Below are 15,230 nucleotides of genomic sequence, written 5' to 3'. Positions count from 1 at the left end.
TACTTTGTTGTCTTAACATAAATGTAATCGATTACTTTTTGGTGAGAGGCCAACATGGTGACGACAGTAACAAATACCGAGAGCATGGTGAAACAGCAGCGGATGCTGATTCCACGTCTCTCTTTAATGATGTTTATGCAGTTCTTCATCTGGGGTAGTTGGTCGGTCACGCTCGGCTTGGTGATGACGCAACACAACATGTCATTACTGATCGGCGATGCGTTCTCAGCCGGGCCGATCGCCTCGATCCTGTCGCCGTTTGTGCTGGGCATGCTGGTAGACAGGTTCTTCCCGTCGCAGAAAGTCATGGCCGTCATGAACCTGGCAGGGGCGGTGATCCTGTGGTTTGTGCCTTCGGCGCTGGCGGCAGAAAATGGCGCTCAGCTGATTGCCCTGCTGTTTGGTTATACGTTGTGCTTTATGCCTACGCTGGCGCTGGCGAATAACATTGCCTTCCACAGCCTGGCGAAAAGTGACAAAAGTTTTCCTGTGGTGCGCGTGTTTGGCACCATTGGCTGGATAGTGGCAGGCATCTTTATCGGTGTTACTGGCATTGCTTCCAGCTCATCGATCTTTACCCTCGCGGCTATCTGCTCGGTTGTGCTGGCGATCTACAGCCTGACGCTGCCACATACGCCGGCACCGGCTAAAGGAATGCCGTTAAAAGTGCGCGATCTGTTCTGTGCCGACGCCTTTGCTCTACTCAAAGTCCCTCACTTTTTCGTGTTCGCACTGTGCGCCACGCTAATCTCGATCCCGCTAGGCACCTATTACGCTTATACCGCCTCCTGGCTGGCGGATGCGGGCGTGACAAATATCAGTACCGCGATGTCCTTCGGTCAGATGTCAGAAATCTTCTTCATGTTGGTGATCCCCTTACTCTTCCGACGTTTGGGCGTGAAGTACATGTTGCTGGTCGGCATGGTGGCCTGGTTCGTGCGTTATGCACTGTTTGCAATGGGGATGGGCGATGAGGGGCGCGCGCTGATCTATCTGGGTATTCTGCTGCACGGTGTCTGTTATGACTTTTTCTTCGTGGTGGGCTTCATCTACACCGACCGCATTGCAGGCGAAAAAGTGAAGGGGCAGGCGCAAAGCATGGTGGTGATGTTCACTTACGGCATCGGCATGCTGCTGGGTTCGCAAATCTCCGGCGCACTCTATAACCGCCTGGTTGCTGGGCAGGGCACGGCTGAAAACTGGGCAACATTCTGGTGGATCCCCGCTATTGCGGCGGCAGCGATCGCCATTATTTTCCTCTTCACCTTTAAGTATCGGGATGAAAAGGTTTGATTAACTGGAGGTGTACGTGAAAACGTTAAAAGGACCTGGTATTTTTTTGTCGCAGTTCATCGGGGAACAGGCGCCGTTCAATACACTGGAAGGACTGGCGCAATGGGCATCGGGGCTTGGCTATAAAGCATTGCAGATCCCCTGTAATCATTCGGCGATATTTGATCTGGAACTGGCGTCTACCAGCCAGACCTATTGCGATGAAATTACGGGATTGCTGGAGAAATACGGCTTGGTGGTGAGTGAGTTATCGACCCACCTGGAAGGTCAGCTGATTGCTGTCCATCCTGCCCACGACGTGGCATTTGATGGCTTCGCGCCAGTACAGGTGCGCGGTGACAACGAAAAGCGCACCGCGTGGGCCATCGAGACGGTAAAAAAAGCGGCATCGGCATCGGCGAAACTCGGGCTGCGCGCACATGCCACTTTTTCCGGTTCGCTTGCGTGGCCTTATCTTTATCCGTGGCCGCCACATAACCCGGCGCTGCTTGAAGAGGCGTTCGCCGAGCTGGCGCGCCGCTGGCTGCCCGTTTTAGAAGAATTTGACCGTTACGGTGTTGATGTCTGCTATGAACTGCATCCGGGGGAAGATCTGCATGATGGCGTGACGTTTGAGCGTTTCTTAGCGGCCGTCAATCATCATCCACGCTGCAATATTCTGTTCGATCCCAGCCATCTGCTACTGCAACACATCGATTATCTGCAATTTATCGATATCTATCATCAGCGTATCAAAGCCTTCCACGTTAAAGACGCCGAATACCGCGTCAATGGCCGCAGTGGCGTCTACGGCGGTTATCAGCGATGGGCAGAACGTGCCGGACGCTTTCGTTCGCCCGGTGACGGCCAGGTCGACTTCAAAGGGATCTTTAGCAAGCTGGCACAATATAATTACGACGGCTGGGCGGTGCTGGAGTGGGAATGTTGTTTGAAAGACAGTGATGTCGGGGCACGTGAAGGTGCCGAATTCATTCAGCGTCATATCATTCCAGTCGCCAACCGTGCGTTTGATGATTTTGCCGCGAAGCACGATGCGACATCCAGCCTTCGCGCGCAGCTTGGCCTGAAATAAGGAGCTTTAGGTGTTTAACGTAGGAATCATTGGCACGGGCTTTATCGGCCCGGCACATATTGAAGCATTGCGTCGCCTGGGCAACGTCAACGTGGTTGCTCTGTGTGATTCAAACCAGAGCAGTGCAGAATCCCGCGCGGCCCAGCTGAACGTGCCGCATGCCTACAGCGACGTGGTTGCGTTTTTGCAGCACCCAGGGTTGGATGCGGTGCATAACTGCACGCCGAACCATCTGCACGCGGCGATTAACCGGCAAATCATCGCAGCTGGCAAACATGTGTTCTCGGAAAAACCGCTGTGCATGACGATGGATGAAGCCAGAGAGCTGGTGGCTTTGGCAGAGCAGGCGGGCGTGGTGCATGGTGTCAGCTTTGTTTATCGCCAGTTTGCCATGGTGCAGCAGGCCGCGAGCATAGTGCGTTATCAGCAGCTGGGGCGGCTTTTCTCGGCGCAGGGCAGTTACCTGCAGGACTGGATGCTGGAAGAGACCGATTACAACTGGCGTGTGGATGCAGAAAAGGGCGGCGCATCGCGCGCCGTGGCGGATATTGGCTCTCACTGGTGCGATACCATTCAGTTTGTGACCGGGCGCAAAATCGTCGAGGTGATGGCCGATCTGTCGATTGTCTGGCCTACGCGTAAGGAAAATCTCGCTGATGTGGCCACTTTTGGCGTGCAATCAGACGAAACACAGTATGAATCCCGTGAAGTGACTACGGAAGATATGGGCTTTGTGTTGTTCCGTTTTGATGACGGCAGTAAAGGCAGCTTCAGCGTGTCGCAGGTTTCTGCCGGGCGCAAGAATCGGCTCAGCCTGGAAGTGAACGGCAGCTTGGGTGCGCTGGCTTGGGATCAGGAGGTGCCGCAACAGCTTTGGCTGGGACATCGGCACAAGGCCAATCAGCTGTTATCGGATGACCCAGCGTTGATGAATCCCGATGTGGCGGACAGGGCGCGTTTTCCGGGAGGACATATCGAAGGCTGGCCAGATGCGTTCCGAGCCATGATGCATCAGTTTTACCAAGCGGTAGCGAAAGGCGAACCCTCGCCAACCGCCAACTTTGCGACCTTCCATGATGGTGCTCAGGTGATGGCGATAGTTGATGCTATTGTGCAAAGCCATCAGCAGCAGCGCTGGGTGCGCGTAAACCCGTAATATTTGGCCCGATCTGCTGCTGGCCGATCGGGCTAACTTATTGTTCACGCAGATTTATGGTAGCCTGCGTAACATCTGATTCCGTATGAGTTGCTGCCATGTCCATTCAAAAAATCGCTCGTCTGGCGGGGGTTTCCGTCGCGACGGTGTCACGTGTGTTGAATAACAGCGACACGGTTAAAGATAAAAATCGCGAGAAAGTGCTGCAGGCGATCAAAGAGAGCAACTATCAGCCCAATTTGCTGGCCCGCCAACTGCGCACCGCGCGTAGCTCGATGATTCTGGTGATGGTTTCTGACATTTCTAACCCTTTCTGTGCCGAAGTGGTGAAGGGCATCGAAGAGGAAGCCGAGAAGAACGGCTACCGCATTCTGCTGTGCAACTCGGGTTCTGATATCGAGCGTTCCCGCTCCAGTCTGCAACTGCTGTCAGGAAAGATGGTTGACGGCATCATCACCATGGACGCCTTCAGTAAACTGCCTGAGTTAAGCCACTTGATTGCCAACACGCCTTGGGTGCAGTGTGCCGAATATGCGGATGCGGGAGAGATCTCCTGCGTGGGAATTAACGACAGCGATGCCTCACAGCAGGTAGTGCGTTATCTGGCAGATAAAGGACGCAAACGCATTGCCATCATCAATCATGATCTCAGCTATAAATATGCCCAGCTGCGTCAGGAAGGATATCTGGCGCAACTTGAGCGCCATCAGCTCGACTGGCAGGCGATAAGTTATGCCAGCGAATTGAGCTTTAGCGCAGGCAAACGCGCCATGATGGCGTTGCTGGAAGGGAAAGAGCGTCCTGACGCGGTGTTCGCGGTGTCGGATACGCTAGCGGCTGGCGCGATGGCGGCGATCCAGGCGGCGGGTTTACGCGTCCCAGAAGATATTGCCGTGGCTGGCTTCGATGGCACCGAGCTGGCGGAGATGGTCACGCCACCGCTGACAACGCTGGCGCAGCCATCACGTGATATTGGTCGTCAGGCTTGCAGGCTGGTGCTGCAAAAAATTGATCAGCCGGAATCCCCACCCGAGCGCGTAATCATGCAAGGGCACCTGATTGAGCGTGCCAGTGCATAAGCGAGCTTAGTGCGGCAGCGTTTGCAGTGCCGCGCGTAGATTCTGCAGCGATGTCGTGATGATGCTCCACGCATCCTTTGGCTTGTCATGTTCAATGATGAACCATCTCACGCCGTTTGCTTTCGCAGCAGGCAGAATGGCAGACCAGTCCAGCAAACCCTCACCCAGCGGGGCAAAGTTCATCTCATCATCACGAATGCCGATAGCGGCGTTATCCTTGGCATGAATGGCATAGATTCTGCCTGGATATTCCTTCAGAAAGCGCACCGGATCCTGACCGCCACGTGACACCCAGGCGGCATCCATCTCCAGCTTCAGGTTGTCGCGTGAAGTATGGTTCATCAAAATTTCCAGTGCGGTCACGCCGTTGTACTTTTTCATCTCAAAGTTGTGGTTGTGATAGGCCAACTGTATTCCGTCATGGCGCAGCTTCGCCCCCATCGCGTCTAAACGTTTAGCGTAGTCAATCCAGCCGCGGGTGCTGTCTGGGCGATCTTCCGGTTCGATCCAAGGAACGATGATGGTGCTGTTACCAACAGATTTATTGAAAGCGACGGTTTGAGCGTACTCTTTTTCCAGTGCCGAGAGCTGGACATGGGCGGAGGTGACAGTCAGCGCATTCTTCTTCAGCAAAGACTTCATCTGTTGCGCACTGAGATCATGGGTTCCCACAATTTCGACGTGTTTGAAACCCGCATCGTGCGCCATGGCGAACTGTTTCTCCGCCGTGCCTACATTTCTCAAGGTGTACATCTGAAGCGCTATTTCATCATCAACCTGCGTTGCCGACGCGGCGAATGAAATTAGAGCAGTGGAAGCAAGCAGGCAGGTACTCAACAGTAATCGGGCAAGCATAATTTTTCCTGTTTATGAAAAGTAATCGATTACAAAATATATTAAAAAGTAATCGATTACTTTTACGTGAGCCTGTCGATTTAACGAAATGTGATGAGTCTCATACAAAATCTGTAGATCGGATTAACAAGTACAGCGCTTCAAGCATGTTGAAGCGCTGATTCCTGAGCGCGAAAGGCAAGAGGCAACGCACACGCTAGCAACATATGGCGTTTGCTAGGTAGCCTATCCCTTATGCTTACACGTTTGCATCAGAGGCTTGGGCTTCGTCAGGGATCCTGCTTACTCAATAAATGGCATAAACCTTTCTGACGGGCTCAATAATGTCCCAGCGTCCGCTCCAGCCCGGAGGCAGAATCACCAGATCGCCACCGGTAATCTCTACTACCTCGCCGGTTTTCTCGTCGGTCAGCTTTGCCACGCCCGAGATGATATAGGTGAACTCTGTGTCAGGGCGATTGTGAACGGGCCATCCTCCCGGTTGACACTCCCAGATGCCCAAGCTGCCCGTTGCATCTGGCGCTAGCGTCTGGAGGGCGATCTGAGGATCGCCGTGATCCGCCCCGGCGCGTTGTCCCGCGGAAGTCAGTGGGTTATTTTTGATGGATGAAGATTTGATGATGGTGAATTGGCTCATAGGGAATTCCTTTTAATGTGCGCCCGTTAATTTTTCAAGCAGATGCGCGGCACGTGAGGGTTTATTGGTGAGGCGTTCCTCAAAGTCGCTAAGCCCTGCGGCAAACAGACCACTGTTGATACCTAGCCAGCGGAAAGGCTCCGGTTCCCATATTGGGGAGTGGTGATTGACTAGGGGCAGGCGATTAATTTCCTCATCATGATTAAAGATAAGATTGCTGAGGATCCTGCCCGCCAGGTTGCTGGTGGCGACACCATCTCCAACATAATTGCCTGCCCAGCCAATACGTTTAGCGGGATCAAAGCTCACCGTTGGACACCAGTCCCGAGACACCCCTAAAGCGCCGCCCCAGCGGTGGGTAATGGAAAGCTCGTCTAATTGAGGAAAGAGTTCGAGCAGGGTGTCGTAAATTTTGGTGTGAACACCATCGACCAAATCGTCCTTATCCGTTATGCGAGAACCAAAGTGGTAAGGAGCGCCGCGACCTCCAAAGATCAAACGTCCTGAAGCCGTCATCTGGCCGTAAATACGCAGATGTCGCATATCATTGAATGCCATTCGCTGCTCGAGCCGGGTTGCACGTTGTTGTTCAGCAGAAAGGGGTTCCGTAGCTAAAACCAGTGAGTAAAGTGGGATGACAGAACGGCGTTGATCCTGTTGCTGGCAGGTAAACGCTTCGGTGGCTCGGACAATGGTTTCCGCCTGCACGGCGCCATTCGCCGTCTGCACATGGCCCTGTGCGATGCTGATAACCGGTGACTGTTCATAAATGGTGGCACCCATCTTTTCAACCACATGTGCCAGTCCGCGAACCAGTTTGCCGGGATGAACCAGCGCACAGTGTGGGGTATAGAGTCCGCCAAGCACGTTGTCAGCGCCAACCTTATCCGCCGCATCGGCTGCGCCAATCGCCTGCCATTGTTCGGGCAAGCCAAAACGGGTTGAGCTTTCAACTGCGGCCGCTACCCGCTCTAGCTGTGGTTTGGTGCGCGCCAGAGAAAGAAAGCCGGACTTTACATAATCTGCATCGATGTTCTCTTCTGCCAGCACGCGACCAATCTCATCAACGGTATCGTTCATCGCCCGTTGCAGGCTAAGTGCCGCTGAATGCGAATACATCTGCGCGACCCGCGACAGTGAAATAGGAAAAATTGCGGATGCCCAGCCGCCGTTACGTCCGGAGGCACCAAATCCGACACGCTGACGCTCGAGGATCACAACCCGCAGAGACGGGTAGCGTTTAAGTAAATAATACGCCGTCCACAGTCCGGTATAGCCAGCGCCTACGATCGCTATGTCAGCGTCCACCAAGCCAGATAAGGCAGGCCTTTCAAGGGATTCTTCATACCAGAAAGGGCGGTTTGGTAGGCTAAGGATTTTTTGATGAGTCTGGGCCATTTTTACTCCAGGAATAAGGCAACTTTAAAGGGTTCGGTGACTGATGGCGGCTTTGGGCCTGCCAGCGCGAATCTCTCGTGTACGGCGCTGGCTTCGGCTACGGGCAAACAACAGAACGGCATAGGAAGTGAGGATCACCATCAAGGCGAGGATGCTTTGCAGGAGGCTTAGACGTTTGTCCGCATCGACAGCCATACTGACCAGCACGGCGATGACTGATGCAGTGACCAGCAACGGTATCCAAGGGTGTCCCCACATGCGGAATTTCAGGGTGCCCTCATGCTCCCAGGTTTTGCGGAGCTTGAGTTGCGACAGGCAAATCATCAGATAGACAAACAAGAATACGGCGCCGGAGGAATTCAGCAGGAAAAGGAAAACGGTGTCTGGCCAAAGTGCAGCAATGACCACGGCGGCATAGCCGACAAGAGTGGAGGTGATAACAGCTAGTGAGGGAACGCCGCGTTTACTGCGCTGTGCCATCCATGCCGGTGCTTCGCCATTGCTGCTCAAAACCGCAAGCAGACGAGAAGAGGTGTAAAGGCCCGCATTGAGTACCGATAACACGGCAACCAGTATGACAATGGTCAACATCGTGCCGGACCCGGGGATACCGATCTTATCGAAGGTGGTGACAAATGCGGATTTACCCGGGACGACATCTGTCCAGGGCTGCGCGACAACGATTAGGAATGTTGCCAGCACAAAGAACACTAGAATGCGGACCATCACCGTATTTACCGCTTTGCGAATATTCTCCGCCGGATGTTCGGATTCTGCTGCCGCAATGGTGGCGACCTCAACGCCAGTCATGGAGAAGATGACTGTCACCACGCCAGTAAACAGCGTGCCAGCCCCGTGGGGAAAGAAACCACCTTGAGAGGTCAGGTTGCTGAAATTTGCCGTCGAATGTGGAAAAAGGTGAAGGACGTAGGCGCCCGCAACCAGCAGGAAAATCACGATGGCGACGACTTTGATACCCGCAAACCAGTACTCTGCCTCACCAAACGACCGAACCGACAGGAGGTTAAGTGAGGTCATCAGAATCATCAGGCCCAGAGAAATCAGCCAGACAGGCAGTTCCGGGGTCCAGCCATGGATAATCTGTCCGCCGACAACCGCTTCAAATCCCACCACGATGACCCAGAAATACCAATAGAGCCAGCCTGTGGCGAACCCCGCAGCATTGCCGAAAGCGAGGCGGGCATATTCAACAAAAGAGCCTTTAAGGGGCCTGGCCGCTGCCATCTCGCCCAGCATGCGCATAATTAACGCGACCATGATGCCGGTGATCAGGTAGGTAATGAATGCGCCCGGTCCCGTTGAGGCAATGACGGCACTGGAGCCCACGAATAAGCCAGCACCGATCACGCCACCCAAAGCCAGCATACTGATGTGCCGGGTTTTAAGTGTATTTATGAATCTCTGTTCGTGTTCCGTTTGTATCGGCATTGTTGTCTCCTGGTTAACGGAATTGTCAGGAGACAGATGTAAATCAAGTGGAGAGCAGGGCGCTATTCGCAAAAGTTACAGTTAAAAGCTGCCCCCTTCATACAAATGTAAAAACCGACAGCGTTGAGCGTTAATGGCTCAGGGCAGCAGCTTTGTAGACCTTCCTGCTTCCAATGCCAGCCATAGCAAGGCTGTCCCGGCGGTTGAGGTTGGAGAGAGGCCGGTCAATTTTGTGATGAGCTTCAAACGGTAAACCAGTGTCTGACGATGTATATGAAGTTCGTATGATGTACTTTTCCAGCTGCCATCATTTTCCAGAAATTTGACCAAGGTCACGAGTAAGTTGGCGTCACTGTGGCGATCGTGCTCAATCAGCGGGCTGAGATAACGGTCAACGATAGCCCTCGCGGCGGATAATGAGGTGGGATACACGGCTAGTCCCGTATCTGCTTCACCATAGCGCAGAACGGATTTATGCAGCTCCTTTGCTTGGGAACAGGCGAGACGCGCCTGCCTGAAGCTTTCAGCGAGTCCCGTTGCCGAATTCACCGGACTGCTCATGCCGCACACTGTTTTGGCTCCCAGCCCCTTGCGAATGGCCAGCGCGATCTCAGGTGTATCTGGGCAGAGAATTAGCAACCTTTCATCGTGTTTGATCAAGAGGGAGGCGCCTTTCAGGCCCGGGGCGTGATGAATGTTATCCGCGTTCCAGTCACCCTGTTCGGCTGGCTCCAGCGCCAGGCAAACCAGCGTGCCATAAAGCCCCCGCTGTTGCAGAATCGGGCTGATAAGTGCGAGGGAAGTTTCACCCCGCAAAAGACTATCCAGCAAGGCGCTTCCTTCACGACGCTGTTGGTCGCGTTCAATCATCAGCCGCTCAAGTTCAATTTCCAGCAACCCTGTCAGGGAACGGACGAGCAGAGGGTCTTTGAGCGAGTTGGCATCCGTGCGGTAGAGAATAAGATGGGTACGCGATCGACCCGCCAGGGGAACCCGCTCCATAGGCAATGCTGACGGCGATGCCGATAACGTCGAGGGGTGCGAGGAAAATCGAATCGTGCCGCTTAGCGCATCCTCGATTTCAAGATCGATTTTTAGCGATGCAGCCAGAAGCCGCAAGCGGCCGTCCAAATCGACATCTTCGCGCAGCGTCTTTGCATAGGCTTGAAAAAGCTGTTCTCCAGCAGTGTATTGCCCCTGCTGGACTTGAAGGATGCCTTCAATGATGGCGCGTGAAAGCTTCACAAACTCTTGTTCAAAGCCCGTTTCTAATACCGGAAACATTAGCCTGTCGGCGGTCTCCAATAGTGCTGGTGTGATTTCTGGCGCGGAAGGGTGCCGGGCGATCACCAGTGCACTGGCATTGCTCAACGCTAACTTCTCCAGCCATTCAGTTTGATGTGAAGCAGTAACAGGCAAACCCGCACCGGTCGTCATGACCAGGTTGCCGGGTGATATCCAACGCCAGGGATCGGGTAAGTCCACAGTGTGTACCCAGGTAATTTGCCGCTCTTCACCTTTTTTCCCGGCGATAAGTTGCAGCCCGAGCGAAAGGCTGGCGGTTAATTCCCGCACTTTAATCATGCATGCTTCTCCTCAGCGTGGTGGTTCGCGACGGGCAACAAAAATCCAGATTGAAACTCGTCTTTAAGATGATTCACCAGACACTGAACCGCCCTCGGCACCTGAGGGGCCCAAGGCCGGAGGGCATAAATCTGCTCGCCAAAAAAACCGCGTACCCGCCAATTCGGCAGAACCTGCATCAATGGCTGGAGTTCGGGTTCGCTGTTGATAGCACTGAAATCTGGCAGCAGCGCGATGCCCAGACCCGCCACTGCCGCTGCACGTATCGCCTCGCTGTTGTTGGTTTTGAGCGGACCACGTACCGGGACCAGCACATCGGCTTCGTCATGGTCAGAGGCGACTTTTTCCAGCACCCATTCATGTTGCAGCGCTTTACCACGCAAATAGGGCAGACAGTGATGTTCCGCCAAATCAGCTGGATGTTGCGGTGTGCCGCGACGTGCCAAATAGTCGCGGCTGGCGACCAGTACTGAACGTGTGGTGCACAAGGGCCAGGCAACATAGTTCTCAGGCGGTGAGGTGGTGTGGCGGATCGCCAAATCGAAGCCGTCATTGGCCAGATTGCTGAGCTGATCATTGAGGTCTAATTCGATTTGGATCTCAGGATAAGCCGTCAGGAAGCGCGTTAAGGCGGGCATCACAAATTGTCTGCCCAGCGCCACGGGCGCGGTGAGTCGCACCAGTCCACGCGGCACAGAGGCAAAATCCTTAATGGACGAGAAGCTCTGCGTAATAGTGCGAAACGGTGCACTGATCTCGTCTACCAGCATCTGCCCGGCTGAAGTTAACGTGACTGAGCGCGTGGATCGGTGCACCAGCGCCACACCTGCGGCGCGTTCCAGCGCAGCAATGCGCAGACTGACGGTGGTTTTGGAAATATTAAGCCGCTGAGCGGCCTGAGTGTAATTTCGGGTTTGTGACAACACCGTCAAAATATGCAGGTCGGAAAAAATAGGAATGGTGGTTAATGCGTCCGGAGACGTTGAAATCTCGCTCATAATTCTTTTGTTCTATTTTTAAAACAATGTTGTTTATTTGTTGTTCTTTTCAATCATGGTGTCAATCCCTAATATTTTTTAACTGCCCGGTCTCATCAGACTTGGGGTTTACATCACATGAGGACAGCAAAATGACCGAATCAATCGTTCACTGGATTAATGGTGCACGCGTCGAAGCGACCAGCGGAAAACATCAGGATGTATTTAATCCCGCCACCGGCGAAGTCACCGGTCAGGCGCAATTCGCCAGTGTGGCTGACGTGAACGCCGCTGTTGAATCTGCTAAAGCCGCATTCCCTGCCTGGAGCAATCTGCCACCGCTGCGTCGCGCACGTGTGCTGTTCCGCTTTCTCGACCTGCTGAATCAACGCCGCGATGAGTTAGCCCGTCTGATCACTGCTGAGCATGGAAAAGTGTTTACCGATGCGCAGGGTGAAGTGATGCGTGGCATTGAAGTGGTGGAATTTGCGACCGGCATTCCGCAATTGCTGAAGAGTGATTTCACTGAGCAGGTCAGCACGAACATCGATAACTGGACGGTGCGCCAGCCGTTAGGCGTAGTGGCCGGAATCACGCCATTCAACTTCCCAGTGATGGTGCCGATGTGGATGTTCCCAGTGGCGATTGCCTGTGGTAACACCTTTATTCTGAAACCAAGCCCAACCGATCCTAGCGCCAGTCTGTTTATTGCCGAACTGCTGAAAGAAGCGGGCTTGCCGGATGGCGTCTTCAACGTGGTGCAGGGCGATAAGGTCGCTGTGGATGCGTTGCTGGAACACCCTGACGTTGAGGCGCTGTCGTTTGTTGGTTCTACGCCCATTGCCAACTATGTCTATGAAACCGGCGCGCGTCACGGCAAGCGTGTACAGGCGCTAGGCGGTGCGAAAAACCATCTGGTGGTGATGCCTGATGCGGATATGGATCAGGTGGTAGATGCGTTGACAGGTGCAGCTTACGGTTCAGCGGGTGAGCGCTGCATGGCTATCAGCGTGGCGTTGTTTGTTGGTGAAGGCACGGCGGAGAAAGTCCTGCCAGCGCTTATCGAACGCACGAAGCAGTTAAAAGTGCTGAACGGCACAAACCTTGATGCCGAAATGGGACCGATTGTAACGCGAGCGGCGAAAGAGCGTATCAGTGGATACATTGCCGCGGGCGAAGCGGAAGGTGCCAAACTGCTGGTAGACGGGCGCAATTTTGATGCAGCCAGTACGGGTGAAGGTTGTGAGCAGGGCTTCTGGCTGGGTGGCACGCTGTTTGACGAGGTCACCACTGACATGCGCATCTACCGCGAAGAGATCTTCGGACCGGTATTGGCCTGCCTGCGCGTGAAAGATTTCGCCGAAGCGGTGCAGTTGATCAACGACCATGAGTTTGGCAATGGCGTGAGCTGCTACACGCGAGACGGCCACATTGCGCGTGAGTTTGGACGCCGCATCAAAGTCGGTATGGTTGGCATCAACGTGCCTATTCCCGTGCCGATGGCATGGCATGGCTTTGGCGGTTGGAAAAAGAGTCTGTTTGGTGACATGCACGCTTACGGAGAAGAAGGGGTACGTTTCTATACCCGTCAGAAAAGCATTATGGAGCGCTGGCCGGAGTCTACTTCTAAAGGTGCAGAATTCGCCATGCCAACCACCAAGTAAAGAGCAATAGAGTAAGCCGCAGACCATACTGCGGCTTACTGATTAACGCCTGTCGACGGGTCTTGCTTGATAAGAGGGATGAGCTGCAGGGCGCTAAACATATTATGAAATACGGTGTAACACTTCGTCACTCAATTATGTTATGTTATAACATCAATAAACAATGATAAGTGCTTAACCTTATGAAACTCAATCGTTATGTCGTACTTCTGGGATTACTTTTTAGCTCACAATCTTTCTCTCATGGCCACCATTCGCATGGCGCCCCCCTAACCGAGAAAGAGGTGAATGCCGCGAATGGCGTGTTTAACGATGGTGATATAAAAGATCGCCAACTGTCTGACTGGGATGGTGTCTGGCAGTCTATTTATCCTTATGCCAAAGATGGGAGCCTGGATCCCGTGTTCCGTAAGAAAGCCGAATCGGGTCAGGGCAAATCTTTTGCCGAGATTAAAGATTACTATCTGAAAGGTTATGCCAGCGATATTACCGATATTGGCATTGAAAACGGCACCATGGAATTTACCGTAAAGGGTGAAGTTAACGCCTGTAAATATGACTACAAAGGTTATAAAGTGCTCAATTATGTGTCGGGGAAAAGAGGTGTCCGTTATCTCTTCGAATGTACTGCCAAAAACAGTAAAGCGCCCAAGTTTGTCCAGTTCAGCGACCATATTATTAGCCCGAAAAAATCAGGTCATTTCCATATCTTCACTGGCAACACATCACAGGATGCCCTGTTCGCAGAGCTGGAAAACTGGCCTACCTTTTTCCCCTACCAGATGCAGAAAGATGAAATTGTTGATGACCTGCTTCATCACTGATAGCGCGTGAACGCCTGTTACCTTTCAGGCGCTTGACGACCAACTTTACTTAAATGAATGAGTAGCGATACGATCAGGCGGGTTCCTTCTCATTCGCATCCATGGCTAGCGCGCTGGCGCTAGCCGGATCAAACAAAGACAGACTTTCGATCTGGTCCACCATGATGACCTTGCGAAACTCCAATGCGGACTTCGGCTTTGATGTGAAATCAATCTCATGCATGTGATACCAATGGCTGTAGTTGTGCTCAACAGCAAGGTTGAGCGTGCGGGCGTCACGATAACCACTGAGCATGGGTATGAGCACAATATTGGCCGTACTGGCGTGTTCAAAAGTGGCGGCATGAATCATGCCGATATAAATGCGTCGAGATTTAAGTGTGACCCAAGCCAGTTCGCCCTCTTCCATGCACTGCAGCAGCATCTGCTCGATCCCGTTTGAGCGGGACAGCCGCTGATAGAGATCCCTGCGACTGCTGGCGGTCAGGCGAGCACTGTTTGCCCAGTTGGAGCGGTAAACACAAAACGTCACGGCAAACGCCAGCATTATCACTACGGGTGCCTGAATACCCAAAAAGCTCCATGTCATAAATTCAACATGCCAACGCGCATGTATTATCTCTGATAAGCCAAACGTATTATTCATGGCTGAAGCAGCCAGAAGGACCAGCCAAATGAAACCTGTCGCCAGGACGCCCTGTAGGACAAAAATACAGCCATACAGTGCAATCAGAAAATAAACATCCCAACCGAACGAGCGCTTTATTTTTAACCGGCTCGACATGTCGCGACTGGTGTACCAATATCCGCAGACCATCAATACCATAAAAATTGCGGTTCCCATTAAATATCCTTTAACGTTTTAACATGCTGTGTAAAATCTCGTTGTACTTTTGGGCTTAACGGATTGACGGATACATTGCCATCTTCGTCAATAATAATGCGGTCGCCTTCTTCAATAGACTCTTTCATATCCTGTTGACTCATAACTTGTAAAAGGGATTCTGGGCTGCTGAAGAGGGAGGAGAGGAAACGAAGCATAATGATATCCATGATGGTGATTTAAGTGAATTATGGCAGAAAATAGGATAGTCATATCACTCAGGACAGTGATAAAAGGATAGAATGTCAATTTACGGAATAATCTGTCTAATATAAACGAAGCCGTTAGTTTTTTCCCTACTTCACTCGTCTACTTTAAGCCAAGCGCTTAGACACAAATATCTTTTATCCGAAACCTCT

At 52.7% G+C, this 15,230-nt stretch carries 14 protein-coding genes; 6 read left to right on the top strand and 8 right to left on the bottom strand.

Annotation, left to right across the window (positions count from 1 at the left end):
- The first annotated feature begins 54 nt into the window (after nt 1–54).
- From HA51_RS03470 to HA51_RS03455, 4 genes are all read left to right on the top strand, one after another.
- On the top strand, nt 55–1,293 hold the full coding sequence (locus HA51_RS03470; RefSeq protein ID WP_084931879.1) for an MFS transporter: 1,239 nt from the start codon (nt 55–57) through the stop codon (nt 1,291–1,293).
- Between the two features lie 16 nt (nt 1,294–1,309).
- Nucleotides 1,310–2,365 carry a sugar phosphate isomerase/epimerase family protein gene (locus HA51_RS03465; RefSeq protein ID WP_084931877.1) on the top strand — a complete coding sequence of 352 codons (1,056 nt, stop codon included), beginning with the start codon at nt 1,310–1,312 and terminating at the stop codon, nt 2,363–2,365.
- 10 nt (nt 2,366–2,375) lie between these two features.
- A complete protein-coding gene (locus HA51_RS03460) occupies nt 2,376–3,521 on the top strand; it encodes a Gfo/Idh/MocA family protein (protein ID WP_084931875.1) in 1,146 nt (381 codons plus the stop codon).
- A gap of 98 nt (nt 3,522–3,619) precedes the next feature.
- Nucleotides 3,620–4,600: a LacI family DNA-binding transcriptional regulator gene (locus HA51_RS03455; RefSeq protein ID WP_084931873.1), complete on the top strand. Its 981-nt coding sequence runs from the start codon at nt 3,620–3,622 to the stop codon at nt 4,598–4,600.
- Nucleotides 4,601–4,606: 6 nt separating this feature from the next.
- Here HA51_RS03455 and HA51_RS03450 read toward each other — a convergent pair whose 3' ends face one another.
- The 6 genes from HA51_RS03450 to HA51_RS03425 all read right to left on the bottom strand — a co-directional run bounded on the left by HA51_RS03450 (nt 4,607) and on the right by HA51_RS03425 (nt 11,521).
- Nucleotides 4,607–5,455, bottom strand: a complete 849-nt coding sequence (locus HA51_RS03450; RefSeq protein ID WP_084931872.1) for a sugar phosphate isomerase/epimerase family protein — start codon at nt 5,453–5,455, stop codon at nt 4,607–4,609.
- A 286-nt stretch (nt 5,456–5,741) separates the two neighbouring features.
- Nucleotides 5,742–6,092 carry a cupin domain-containing protein gene (locus tag HA51_RS03445; protein WP_084931871.1) on the bottom strand — a complete coding sequence of 117 codons (351 nt, stop codon included), beginning with the start codon at nt 6,090–6,092 and terminating at the stop codon, nt 5,742–5,744.
- A 12-nt stretch (nt 6,093–6,104) separates the two neighbouring features.
- Nucleotides 6,105–7,490 carry an NAD(P)/FAD-dependent oxidoreductase gene (locus HA51_RS03440; RefSeq protein WP_084931870.1) on the bottom strand — a complete coding sequence of 462 codons (1,386 nt, stop codon included), beginning with the start codon at nt 7,488–7,490 and terminating at the stop codon, nt 6,105–6,107.
- Between the two features lie 24 nt (nt 7,491–7,514).
- A complete protein-coding gene (locus tag HA51_RS03435) occupies nt 7,515–8,939 on the bottom strand; it encodes an amino acid permease (RefSeq protein WP_084931869.1) in 1,425 nt (474 codons plus the stop codon).
- A 138-nt stretch (nt 8,940–9,077) separates the two neighbouring features.
- The gene (locus HA51_RS03430) at nt 9,078–10,523 is read right to left on the bottom strand and encodes a PucR family transcriptional regulator (RefSeq protein ID WP_084931868.1); all 1,446 of its coding nucleotides are present in this window, start codon (nt 10,521–10,523) and stop codon (nt 9,078–9,080) included.
- Nucleotides 10,520–11,521 (bottom strand): LysR family transcriptional regulator, encoded by a 1,002-nt coding sequence (locus HA51_RS03425; RefSeq protein WP_084931867.1) that lies wholly within the window; start codon nt 11,519–11,521, stop codon nt 10,520–10,522. Before HA51_RS03425 ends, HA51_RS03430 begins: the two co-directional genes overlap by 4 nt.
- 131 nt (nt 11,522–11,652) lie before the next feature.
- On the opposite strand from HA51_RS03425, the gene HA51_RS03420 reads away from it, so the two are divergent.
- Both HA51_RS03420 and zinT read left to right on the top strand, forming a co-directional pair.
- On the top strand, nt 11,653–13,164 hold the full coding sequence (locus tag HA51_RS03420; RefSeq protein ID WP_084931866.1) for a CoA-acylating methylmalonate-semialdehyde dehydrogenase: 1,512 nt from the start codon (nt 11,653–11,655) through the stop codon (nt 13,162–13,164).
- A 182-nt stretch (nt 13,165–13,346) separates the two neighbouring features.
- Nucleotides 13,347–13,988: a metal-binding protein ZinT gene (gene zinT / locus HA51_RS03415; RefSeq protein ID WP_084931865.1), complete on the top strand. Its 642-nt coding sequence runs from the start codon at nt 13,347–13,349 to the stop codon at nt 13,986–13,988.
- A 73-nt stretch (nt 13,989–14,061) separates the two neighbouring features.
- On the opposite strand, the gene HA51_RS03410 is transcribed toward zinT, so the two are convergent.
- Nucleotides 14,062–14,832 carry a hypothetical protein gene (locus tag HA51_RS03410; RefSeq protein WP_084931864.1) on the bottom strand — a complete coding sequence of 257 codons (771 nt, stop codon included), beginning with the start codon at nt 14,830–14,832 and terminating at the stop codon, nt 14,062–14,064.
- Nucleotides 14,832–15,029 carry a hypothetical protein gene (locus HA51_RS03405; RefSeq protein ID WP_084931863.1) on the bottom strand — a complete coding sequence of 66 codons (198 nt, stop codon included), beginning with the start codon at nt 15,027–15,029 and terminating at the stop codon, nt 14,832–14,834. Before HA51_RS03405 ends, HA51_RS03410 begins: the two co-directional genes overlap by 1 nt.
- Nucleotides 15,030–15,230 lie beyond the last annotated feature (201 nt).

This window comes from Pantoea rwandensis (assembly GCF_002095475.1).
Taxonomy (GTDB): Bacteria; Pseudomonadota; Gammaproteobacteria; order Enterobacterales; family Enterobacteriaceae; genus Pantoea; species Pantoea rwandensis.
Note: the sequence above shows the minus strand (reverse complement) of the source record. Positions and strands in the feature narration are given on the sequence as shown.

Bases quoted from the DNA above. Each gene is read 5' to 3' on its own strand.
- HA51_RS03405 (WP_084931863.1), bottom strand. From the start codon at position 15,029: ATGCTTCGTTTCCTCTCCTCCCTCTTCAGCAGCCCAGAATCCCTTTTA.
- HA51_RS03435 (WP_084931869.1), bottom strand. From the start codon at position 8,939: ATGCCGATACAAACGGAACACGAACAGAGATTCATAAATACACTTAAA.
- HA51_RS03420 (WP_084931866.1), top strand. From the start codon at position 11,653: ATGACCGAATCAATCGTTCACTGGATTAATGGTGCACGCGTCGAAGCG.
- HA51_RS03440 (WP_084931870.1), bottom strand. From the start codon at position 7,490: ATGGCCCAGACTCATCAAAAAATCCTTAGCCTACCAAACCGCCCTTTC.
- zinT (WP_084931865.1), top strand. From the start codon at position 13,347: ATGAAACTCAATCGTTATGTCGTACTTCTGGGATTACTTTTTAGCTCA.
- HA51_RS03425 (WP_084931867.1), bottom strand. From the start codon at position 11,521: ATGAGCGAGATTTCAACGTCTCCGGACGCATTAACCACCATTCCTATT.
- HA51_RS03445 (WP_084931871.1), bottom strand. From the start codon at position 6,092: ATGAGCCAATTCACCATCATCAAATCTTCATCCATCAAAAATAACCCA.
- HA51_RS03410 (WP_084931864.1), bottom strand. From the start codon at position 14,832: ATGGGAACCGCAATTTTTATGGTATTGATGGTCTGCGGATATTGGTAC.
- HA51_RS03450 (WP_084931872.1), bottom strand. From the start codon at position 5,455: ATGCTTGCCCGATTACTGTTGAGTACCTGCCTGCTTGCTTCCACTGCT.
- HA51_RS03470 (WP_084931879.1), top strand. From the start codon at position 55: ATGGTGACGACAGTAACAAATACCGAGAGCATGGTGAAACAGCAGCGG.
- HA51_RS03430 (WP_084931868.1), bottom strand. From the start codon at position 10,523: ATGATTAAAGTGCGGGAATTAACCGCCAGCCTTTCGCTCGGGCTGCAA.
- HA51_RS03455 (WP_084931873.1), top strand. From the start codon at position 3,620: ATGTCCATTCAAAAAATCGCTCGTCTGGCGGGGGTTTCCGTCGCGACG.